This is a genomic window from Micromonospora sp. NPDC049580, assembly GCF_040675595.1.
Classification (GTDB): Bacteria; Actinomycetota; Actinomycetes; order Mycobacteriales; family Micromonosporaceae; genus Micromonospora.
The window spans coordinates 1-9099 of sequence record NZ_JBFAPG010000251.1 but is presented as its reverse complement, the minus strand read 5'-3'; the positions used below and the strand labels follow the sequence as shown (position 1 = coordinate 9099).

Below are 9099 nucleotides of genomic sequence, written 5' to 3'. Positions count from 1 at the left end.
GCTCGCGCGGCGACCGGGACGAGCCGTTCGGCGGCCGGGGCGCGTCCTGGAAAGGCGCGTTCGTGGGCGGCGACCTGCTGGTGCAGGCGGTCACCGTGGGCGGCGAGGGCCGCCTCTACGGCAACTTCCCCGACTACAACAGCTACCCCGCCACCTGACCGCCGTACCGGGAATGGCCCCTCGTCGACGCCTCGTGCGGGGCGAGGGGCCATTCTCCACAGCGGGTGACCAGGGCTCGTCCCTACGCGCCCGACGTGAGGGACATGCCCTTGCGATCCGCGGCGAGCGGGACGGTGAGGGTGAGCAGGGTGCCGTCGCGCTCCGTTGAGCTGGACCGGTTCAGCCGGCGCAGCGTCCGCAGCATCGGCGCGTTGTCCATCTGCACGTGCAGCACCAGGGCCGCGTAGCCGGCGTCGTCGGCGTGCCGGACCAGCCGGCGCAGCAGCGCCGAGCCCAGGCCGCGGCGCTGCCAGTCGTCGCGCACCAGCAACGCCACCTCGGCCTCGTCGCCCTCGCCAACCAGGTTCGCCATCGCGACCAGCGCGCCGTCCCCGTCGGTGGTCGTGGCGACCAGGGTGAGCCCTCGGCTCGGCTCCAGCAGGCGGCGCAGCCGGGCCGGCTGCGGCAGTGCCGCACCACCCAGGTAGCGCCGCTGCCGGCTGCGCGGCGAGCAGCCCTCGTGCAGCTCCAGGACGCTCGGCAGGTCATCGACGCAGGCGGGACGCGCGATCAGCTCGGCCCCGTCGGGCAGCACCAGGGTGACCTGTTCGGCGGCCCGACGGGTCACGGTGGCGGCCACCTCGACCAGGGCCTGTGCCCGGGCGTACTCCGCCGGGGTGAAGGCGGGCGCGGCCCGGCGCAACGCGAACGAGCCGCCCGCCGGGTCGGCCAGCAGCATGGTGGTGGCGGTGCTGCCCCGGTCCACGCCGGTCGACGCCGGCCGCCAGCTGACCGAGTCCGCGCCGAGCAGGGTCCGCAGCGCCTCACCCGCCGCGTCCGGGTCACGCACCAGCCGGTTGGCCAGCCCAAGGACCCGGGTCGGCTGGTCGGCCAGGCCGCGCGCCTCGCTGCGAGCCACCCAGCAGTCCCGCCCACGACCCCGCTCGACGGCCGCGACCAACTCGGCCTCGTCGAGCGCGTCCGGAGCGTCGACCAGGAAGTCGTCCACTGCGCCCTGCTCGGTGGGCTGTACCTGCACGGTGAGGATGTTGACCCCACGCAGCGCGAGGCTCGCCGTGAGAACCGACAGGTAACCCGGTCGGTCGTCCACGGTGGCCCGGATCCGCCACAACGTCATGGTTGGCTCCCTTCCCCACGTCAGAGCCTCGCCCCCGGCTGTTGCGGCCCGGTTGCCCGGCCGTGTCGGCCCGGGAACTCCCGGGGCCGCTCAGGGGCCGGCGACGACCGGTGGTGCGCCGACCAGGTCCAGTCGGTCGCCGAGAATCACCGCGCTGGCGCGGACGAGCTGGGTGAGCCGGTCGACCTCCGTGCTGTGGAAACCCGCAGCGCTGAGGGTGTCGCTGTGCTCGCGGGCCACCACCAGCACCAGGCCGGCCCGACCGAACGGGGCGATCGCGTGGTGGGTGCCGTCGGGCGTGGTCATCGAGCGGCCGCGTAGCGGGGTCACCTCGGGCAACCGCAGGGGTACGGGAGCACGCCAGCTCGCGTGGCCCACGGTGGCGCCACCGCCCCCGGTGCGCGACGCCCAGTCCACCGGAACCACCGCGGCGACCGCCCAGTCGGCCGCCAGCAGCCCCGGCACCGCGTCGACCAGGGTCGCCAGCCCGTCGGCCGGGTTGGCCGCGACCTGCGCCAGCAGCTCCGCGTCCTGGCCGGTGGTGGTGGGCGCGCCGATCGCCCGCCACACGCCGTCCACCCGTACGCCCGGAATCGCCGCGAGGCCGGCCAGCAGACGCTCGACCCGAGCGGCGCCCGGCCACACCACAGTGAAGTCGTCCACCGCGCGCCCGCCGAGACGTTCGAGGACCACCACCTGGACGATGTCCGCGCCGGAGACACCCAACGTGCGGGCGACCTGGCCGAGGGTGCCCGGACGGTCCGGCAGGGTGACCCGAACTCGCAGCAACATGTCTGTCCCTCCGCTCGGCGGGCCGGCGACGGCCGGCAGGCTGCTCACAGCCTGAATGTTGACCATTTCGTCCCTGTTGCAGAGGCATGTCCCGAGGGGAAAATCTGACCTTGACAACGTGAGCGGGCTGCCATGAACTAGTCGGATGACCGATCCGGCCGTCAACGCGCTCCGGCCGGGCGTTGTTCCGGCGTCCCCCGCCGGGCTGGACCTCGATCGACTCGCCGGCTATCTGGCGGCGCACCGACCCGAGCTGGCCGTGGGACGGGCGCGGGCCGACCTGATCGCGGGCGGCAAGTCCAACCTCACCTACCTGCTGCGCCTCGGCGACCGGGAGGTCGTGCTGCGCCGGCCGCCGCTGGGGCACGTGCTGGCGACAGCCCACGACATGGCCCGCGAGTTCCGGGTCATCTCGGCGCTGGCGCCGACCGAGGTGCCGGTGCCGGGCGCGCTGCTGCTCTGCACCGACCCCGAGGTGATCGGCGCCCCGTTCTACCTGATGGAGCGGATGCCCGGCGAGGTGTTCCGCACCCGCGCGCAGACCGACCCGCTCGGCGACGAACGACGACGGGCGCTCGCCATGGCGATGATGGACACTCTCGCCGCGCTGCACACCGTCGAGCCGGCCGCCGTCGGGTTGAGCGACTTCGGCCGCCCCGAGGGCTACCTGGCCCGGCAGGTCCGCCGCTGGGCCGGGCAGCTCGACCGCTCGCGCAGCCGCGACCTGCCCGGCATCGACGAGCTGCGTGACCTGCTGGCCGCGACCGCCCCGGAGGGCGCGAACGCCGGCCGGATCGTGCACGGCGACTACCGGCTGGACAACCTTCTCGCCTCGGCCGACCCGGTGGCCGTGCACGCCGTCCTGGACTGGGAGATGGCCACCCTCGGCGACCCCCTCGCCGACCTGGGGCTGCTCCTGACGTACTGGGATGTCCTCGGCGGCAGCGAGACGGCCGAGGGCAACCCGGTGGCCGACGGGCTCGGGCCGCGCGCCGGCTTCCCCACCGGCGCCGAGCTGATCGACCGGTACGCCGGGCGCAGCGACGTGGACGTCGGGCCGCTGCACTGGCACGTGGCGCTGGGCTGTTTCAAGCTCGCGGTGATCTGCGAGAGCATCCACTACCGCCACACGCTCGGGCAGACGCTCGGCGAGGGCTTCGACCGGATCGGCGAGATGGTGGCACCGCTGGTCGCGCACGGGCTGACCGCCGCCAGGGAGCGGTGATGGACTTCTCGTACGACGCCCGGACCGAGGAGCTGCGCGACGAGCTGACCCGGTTCCTCACCGAACACGTCTACCCGGCCGAGGCGGTGCACGCCGAGCAGGTCGCCGCCGGTGACCCGTGGTCGCGTACCCCCGTGCTGGCCGAGCTCAAGGCCGAGGCCCGCAAGCGCGGCCTGTGGAACCTGTTCCTGCCCGACCCGCGCTACGGCGCCGGCCTGACCAACCTGCAGTACGCGCCGCTCGCCGAGCTGACCGGGCGCAGCCCGCACCTGGCGCCGGAGGCGGTCAACTGCGCGGCGCCGGACACCGGCAACATGGAGCTGCTGGCCGAGTTCGGCTCAGAGGCGCAGCAGCAGCGCTGGCTGATGCCGCTGCTGGAGGGCGAGATCCGCTCCGCGTTCTGCATGACCGAGCCGGACGTGGCGTCCTCGGACGCCACCAACATCGCCACCCGGATCGTCCGCGACGGCGACGAGTACGTCATCAACGGCCGCAAGTGGTGGTCGTCGGGCGCGATGGACCCGAGCTGCGAGATCTTCATCGTGATGGGCAAGACCGATCCCGACGCCGATCGGCACCGCCAGCAGAGCATGGTGCTGGTCCCCCGGGACACCCCCGGGGTGCACGTCCGCCGGGGCATGACCGTCTTCGGCTACACCGACGGCTCACACGGCGGGCACGCCGAGATCGACTTCACCGACGTCCGGGTGCCGGCGGAGAACCTGATCGGCGCCGAGGGCAGCGGCTTCGCCATCGCCCAGGCGCGACTGGGCCCGGGCCGGATCCACCACTGCATGCGATTGATCGGAATGGCTGAGCGGGCATTGGAGCTGCTCTGCAAGCGGGCGCTCGAGCGGGTCGCGTTCGGCCGGCCGCTCGCCGAGCAGGGCGTGGTCCGGGAGTGGATCGCCGAGTCCCGGGTGCGCATCGAGCAGGCCCGCCTGCTGGTGCTCAAGACGGCCTGGTTGATGGACACCGTCGGCAACAAGGGCGCCCACACCGAGATCCAGGCCATCAAGATCGGCACGCCGGCGATGGCGGAGTGGGTGATCGACAAGGCCATCCAGGGGTACGGCGGCGCCGGCGTCAGCCAGGACACCCCGCTGGCCGCCCTCTGGGCGCAGACCCGCACCCTGCGCCTCGCCGACGGCCCCGACGAGGTGCACCGCAACTCCCTCGCCAAACGCGAACTCCGCCGCTGGGCCTGACCCCCCGCCGCTCAGGCGGAGGCTCGGTGCACCAGTTGGGTGTCCAGGAGGATGTGCGGGGCGGGTAGGTCGTCACCGCGGATGCGGGCCACCAGCAGGCGGGCCATCTGTCGGCCCATCTCCTCCACCGGCTGGAAGACCGTGGTCAGCGGCGGCTCCGCCTGTTGGGCGATCGTCGCGTCGTCGAAGCCGATCACCGCGACGTCCTCGGGGACACGCCGGCCGGCCTCGCGCAGGGTACGCAGCGCACCGAACGCCATCAGGTCGGACGCCACGAAGACCGCGTCCAGATCCGGGCAGGAGTCCAGTAGCCGGCGCATGGCGGCCGCGCCGCTGCCCTCGCTGAAGTCGCCGTACGCGATCAGGTCGGGGTTGACGCCACCCCCGGTGGCCTTGACCGCCTCGGTGTAGCCGGCCAGGCGGGCCAGACCCGCGCCCATGTCCTGCGGGCCGGCGATGGTGCCGATGCGTCGACGCCCCTGCCCGGTCAGGTATTCCACCGCCTGTCGGGCCCCGCCAACGTTGTCCACGTCGACGAACCAGGCCGGCTGGGCGCCGGGTTGCAGCATCCGGGCGGGCCGACCGCCGAGCACGGCGGGCAGGCCGCGCTCCTCCAGCAGGGTCGGCAGCGGGTCGGAGTCGTGCAACGACAGCAGCAGTACGCCGTCGACGTGCTGGTTGGTCAGGTGGTGCTCGACCCGCTCCCGCTCGACCGGCGACTGGGCCATGGCCAGCCAGAGCTGCATCGGTGTCTCGAGCAGCGCGGAGCTGATGCCCCGCACGATCGAGGCGAAGAACGGCTCGGTGAAGACCCGCTCGCCGGACTCGGACACCACCAGGGCGACGGAGTCGGTGCGCTGGGTGACGAGCGCGCGGGCCGCGCGGTTCGGCACGTACCCCAGCTCGGCGATGGCCTGCTGGACCGCGGCCCGGGCCTCCGGGCTGACCTGGGGCGAGCCGTTGACCACGCGGGAGACCGTGCCTCGACCCACGCCGGCGCGCGCCGCGACCGCGTCGAGGGTCGGGCGCCCGAGCGACCGGGTGCGCTGCGTTGTCATCGTCTGCTCCTCCGACGGCGGGCGGGCCCGGCGCCACCCGAGAAAGGTGGACACCGGGACCGCCCTGATGGCTGGCCCGAGCCTATTGTGCGGCCAGACCGTTGCGTCGGATCACCGAGGCGTACCACCTGGCGCTGGACTTGGGAATGCGAAGCTGGCTGTCGTAGTCGACGTGGATCATGCCGAAGCGCTTCGTGTAACCCCAGGCCCACTCGAAATTATCCATCAGTGACCAGGCAAAGTATCCCCGCAGGGGCACGCCCGCGTTGATCGCCTCGTGGCAGGCGCGCAGGTGGGCGTCGAAGTAGGCCAGCCGGTCCGGGTCGTCGACCTGTCCGTCGACGACCGCGTCGACGAACGCGGAGCCGTTCTCGGTGACGTACAGGGGCAGGTCGGTGTACTCCTCGTGCACCCGCCGCAGCGTCTCGACCAGGCCCGGGGCGTCGATCTCCCAGTCCATGTCGGTGACCGGGACGCCCCGGGTGACGAAGCGGACGTCCTCGCTGCCCGGCCAGCAGGACGGTTCCCGCCAGTACGGCTCGGGCTCGGCGCCCTCGACCGGCGCGGCGACCACGTGCCGGCTGTAGTAGTTGATCCCGACCAGGTCCAGCGGCGTGGCGATGGTAGCCAGGTCGCCGTCGCGGACGTGGTCGAAGTCGGTCACCGTGCGCAGGTCGGCCACCAGGTCCGCCGGGTACGACCCGCGCAGCAGCGGGTCGAGGAAGAAGCGGTTGGCCAGCCCGTCGATCCGCCGGGCCGCGTCGATGTCGGCGGGGGTGTCGCTGGCCGGGTCGACCGGGTACAGGTTGACGGTCACGCCCACCTCGGCGGTGGGTCGGGCGGCCCGCAGCGCCTGCACGGCCAGGCCGTGCCCGAGCATCAGGTGGTGCCCGGCGCGGACCGCGTCCGCGCCGTTCGACCGGCCCGGGGCGTGCACTCCGGAGCCGTACCCGAGGAACGCCGAGCACCAGGGCTCGTTCAGCGTCGTCCAGTAGCGCACCCGGTCGCCGAGCGCGTCGGCCACGAGCGTGGTGTAGTCGGCGAAGCGCGCCGCGGTGTCCCGCGACGGCCAGCCGCCGGCGTCCTCCAGCTCCTGCGGCAGGTCCCAGTGGTAGAGGGTGAGCCACGGCTCGATGTCGTGGGCCAGCAGATCGTCGACCAGCCGACGGTAGAAGTCCAGACCCTGTGGGTTGGCCGCGCCCGAGCCGCCGGGCTGCACCCGGGGCCAGGAGACCGAGAAACGGTACGACCTCAGGCCCAGCTCGGCCATCAGGGCGACGTCGTCACGGACCCGGTGGTAGTGGTCGCAGGCCACGTCACCGGTGTGTCCGTTGACCACCAGGCCCTCGGTGTGGCTGAAGGTGTCCCAGATCGACGGGGTGCGGCCGCCCTCGGCCGCCGCCCCCTCGATCTGGTACGCCGCGGTCGCGGCGCCCCACAGGAAGCCGGGTGGGAAGGTCAGCCCGGGGCGCTCGTCGAGGACGTCGACGGCGGGTGGGCTGGCGGGGTTGCTCACGACTTGACGGCACCTTCCATGATCCCGCCAATGATCTGGCGGCCGAACAGAACGAACACGATAAACAACGGAAGGGTCGCGATGAGCGTACCCGCGAAGATCTGAGAATTGTCCGCGAAGTACGCGGTGTTCAGACTGCGCAGTGAGATCTGCACGGTCGGATTGGCCGGGTCGGCGAGCACCACGAATGGCCAGAAGAACTGGTTCCACTGCTCCATGAAGGTGAGCAGCCCGAGCACGGCCGCGGCGGGTCGCAGCGCCGGCACCACCACGTGCCAGTAGACCCGCCAGGTGGAGCAGCCGTCGACCCGGGCCGCCTCGATCAGCTCGTTGGGCACCGCCTGCTCGGCGTACTGGCGCATCATGAAGATGCCGAAACCGCCGATCAGGAACGGCACGGTCACCGACGGCATGGTGTTCAGCCATTCCAGTTTCGCCATCAGGATGTACAGCGGCAGCACGCCGAGCTGGATGGGAATCATCATCGAGGCCAGGATGATCAGCAACAGCGCGTTCTTGCCGCGGAAGCGCAGTTTCGCGAACGCGAATCCGGCGAGCGAGCCGAAGAACACGGTCGCCACCGTGATCGTGCCCGACACCAGGAACGAGTTCATCAGGCCCTTGACGATGTTCGCGTCGCCGTTGTCGAGCACCCGCTGGATGTTCTCGCCCAGCTTGCCGCCGGGCAGGAAGGGCGGCGGCCAGGAGTTCGCGGCGTCGCTGGTCCGCGAGGCGATGACGATCATCCAGTAGAACGGGAAGAGCGACAGGATCACGCCGAGGACGAGCCCGAACCAGGTCAGTGGGCTGGCCGTCCAGAGCTTCTCCGCCCGGTGGCGGATGCCGGTGCGCCCGGCCGGTGGCCGGACCGCCGGCGGTCGCAGAGTGGTACTGGTCATGGGTGGGCCACCCTCACTTGTCGGAGCTGATTCGGCGGGCCAGCAGGTAGTTGAGGAACGAGACGGACGCGATCAGCAGGAAGAGCACCAGGGCGACGGCACCCGCGTACCCCCACCGGAACCGCTGGTTCATGACGTCCAGCAGGTACATCGTGATCGTCTGGAACTGACCCTCCGTGCCGCCGGAGAGCGCGCCCGAGCCGCTGGTGAACATCAGCGGCTCGGTGAAGAGCTGCAGACCGCCGATGGTCGAGATGATCAGCGTGAAGATGATGGTGGGACGCAGCTGGGGGATGGTGATCGACCAGAACTGCCGGCGCTGGGAGGCGCCGTCGAGGGCGGCCGCCTCGTACACGTCCTTGTTGATCGACTGCATCGCCGCGAGGTAGATCAGGGCGTTGTAACCCACCCACCGCCAGTCGACCATCGTGGCGATGGCGAACCAGGAGGCGAAGCGGTTGGCCCGCCAGTCGATGGGGCCGACGCCGACCAGGTCGAGCAGCCAGTTCATCAGGCCGAACTCGCGGGCGTAGATCATCGAGAAGATGAGCGCCACCACGGCGGTCGAGGTGATGATCGGCATCGCGATGGCCAGCCGGAAGAACATCTGACCGCGGATGCGCCGGTTCAGGGCGTTCGCCAGCAGCAGGGCGATGATCAGCTGCGGGATGGTGGAGAGCGCGAACATCCCGAAGGTGTTCACCACCGCGTTCCAGAACTGTGGATCGTTCGTGAACAACTCGACGAAGTTGTCCAGACCGACGAAGCTGATCGTCGCGTTCATCGGTGACCGGTCGGTCATCGCGATCCAGAACGTGTAGACGATCGGGTAGACGCCGAAGATCGCGAACAGCACGAAGAACGGCAGGACGAAGACGTACGGGGTGAGGCGCAGGTCCAGCCGGTTCAACTGCCGGCGGCGCGTCGGTGAGTGCCGCGGAGCGGGACGCGACCGGCGGGCCGACGCACCCGGTGGCGCGGGGGTCTTCAGGGAGCTCATGAGCGGTCCTTCACACTCGGCGACGCCGTCGTGGGCGCCGCGGCAGGGCGTTCCGACGCGGGTTCACGGGTGGTGCCGCAGCGGCACCACCCGTGAGCGCGTAA

8 protein-coding genes are annotated in these 9099 nt (G+C 71.5%); 2 read left to right on the top strand and 6 right to left on the bottom strand.

The window, feature by feature from the left end; all coding sequences use genetic code 11:
- Window positions 1-241: 241 nt before the first annotated feature.
- On the bottom strand, window positions 242-1297 hold the full coding sequence (locus AB0J68_RS19805) for a GNAT family N-acetyltransferase (RefSeq protein WP_363939836.1): 1056 nt from the start codon (window positions 1295-1297) through the stop codon (window positions 242-244).
- Window positions 1298-1387: 90 nt separating this feature from the next.
- The gene (locus AB0J68_RS19800) at window positions 1388-2089 is read right to left on the bottom strand and encodes an amino acid-binding protein (RefSeq protein WP_354860875.1); all 702 of its coding nucleotides are present in this window, start codon (window positions 2087-2089) and stop codon (window positions 1388-1390) included.
- 145 nt (window positions 2090-2234) lie between these two features.
- On the opposite strand from AB0J68_RS19800, the gene AB0J68_RS19795 reads away from it, so the two are divergent.
- Together AB0J68_RS19795 and AB0J68_RS19790 are read left to right on the top strand one after the other, a co-directional pair.
- Window positions 2235-3314: a phosphotransferase family protein gene (locus AB0J68_RS19795; protein WP_363939834.1), complete on the top strand. Its 1080-nt coding sequence runs from the start codon at window positions 2235-2237 to the stop codon at window positions 3312-3314.
- Entirely contained in the window at window positions 3314-4522 is a 1209-nt protein-coding gene (locus tag AB0J68_RS19790) for an acyl-CoA dehydrogenase family protein (RefSeq protein ID WP_355063912.1), read from the top strand. The genes AB0J68_RS19795 and AB0J68_RS19790 overlap by 1 nt, the downstream gene beginning before the upstream one ends.
- 11 nt (window positions 4523-4533) lie before the next feature.
- Here the strand turns inward: AB0J68_RS19790 and AB0J68_RS19785 are convergent, their stop codons facing one another.
- The 4 genes from AB0J68_RS19785 to AB0J68_RS19770 all read right to left on the bottom strand — a co-directional run bounded on the left by AB0J68_RS19785 (window position 4534) and on the right by AB0J68_RS19770 (window position 8995).
- Window positions 4534-5580 (bottom strand): LacI family DNA-binding transcriptional regulator, encoded by a 1047-nt coding sequence (locus AB0J68_RS19785; RefSeq protein ID WP_363939833.1) that lies wholly within the window; start codon window positions 5578-5580, stop codon window positions 4534-4536.
- Between the two features lie 82 nt (window positions 5581-5662).
- Window positions 5663-7096 carry a GH1 family beta-glucosidase gene (locus tag AB0J68_RS19780; RefSeq protein ID WP_363939831.1) on the bottom strand — a complete coding sequence of 478 codons (1434 nt, stop codon included), beginning with the start codon at window positions 7094-7096 and terminating at the stop codon, window positions 5663-5665.
- Window positions 7093-7938 (bottom strand): carbohydrate ABC transporter permease, encoded by an 846-nt coding sequence (locus tag AB0J68_RS19775; protein WP_234581704.1) that lies wholly within the window; start codon window positions 7936-7938, stop codon window positions 7093-7095. Before AB0J68_RS19775 ends, AB0J68_RS19780 begins: the two co-directional genes overlap by 4 nt.
- A gap of 70 nt (window positions 7939-8008) precedes the next feature.
- A complete protein-coding gene (locus tag AB0J68_RS19770; RefSeq protein ID WP_355063914.1) occupies window positions 8009-8995 on the bottom strand; it encodes a sugar ABC transporter permease in 987 nt (328 codons plus the stop codon).
- Between the last annotated feature and the right edge of the window lie 104 nt (window positions 8996-9099).